Source organism: Amphritea sp., assembly GCF_050300915.1.
Taxonomy (GTDB): Bacteria; Pseudomonadota; Gammaproteobacteria; order Pseudomonadales; family Balneatricaceae; genus Amphritea.
Genome location: NZ_JBNKYN010000239.1, coordinates 1 through 538, shown reverse-complemented (window position 1 = coordinate 538; position 538 = coordinate 1). Strand labels below are relative to the sequence as shown.

Below are 538 nucleotides of genomic sequence, written 5' to 3'. Positions count from 1 at the left end.
AAGGTGGGTGATGTGATTGTTCGGGTTGATCCTAAGTACTTCCGTCCTGCTGAAGTGGAAACCCTGCTGGGTGATCCGTCCAAAGCAAAAGAGAAGCTGGGCTGGACACCGGAAATTACCGTTGAAGAGATGTGTGCTGAGATGGTGCAGAACGACCTGACCAATGCCAAGCAGCACGCCCTGCTGAAAAAGCACGGTTATGACGTAAGCGTTGCTCTGGAAGGTTAAGCGCTTTTCGTAAGAGCGTTTTACATTGTGTAAAAGCGTTTTACCACAGAGGAACACAGAGAAGGGCTTTTGTGTAAGAGCGGTTTTACCACAGAGGACACAGAGGGCACTGAGAAGAGCTTTGATTTTAAGGTTTTTTATTAAGTGGTTTCCAGATGTTCTGATAATGTCTTTTGGGTACTGTGGTTTGGTGGTGAAGTATTTTATAAGAGCTGCTTTTCCTCTGTGTTCTCGATGGTGAACCTTTCGGTCTATGCATTTATGGTTTTGTTAGGAGTTTTTAATGACTAAAGTTTTTGTAGCGGGCCAT

Annotated in this window: 1 protein-coding gene; it reads left to right on the top strand. The window is 44.8% G+C overall.

Going from position 1 to position 538, the window contains the following annotated elements; genetic code table 11:
* The coding region (locus ACQY8X_RS21200; RefSeq protein WP_428037107.1) for a GDP-mannose 4,6-dehydratase at positions 1–228 on the top strand (228 nt) is incomplete at its 5' end.
* Between the last annotated feature and the right edge of the window lie 310 nt (positions 229–538).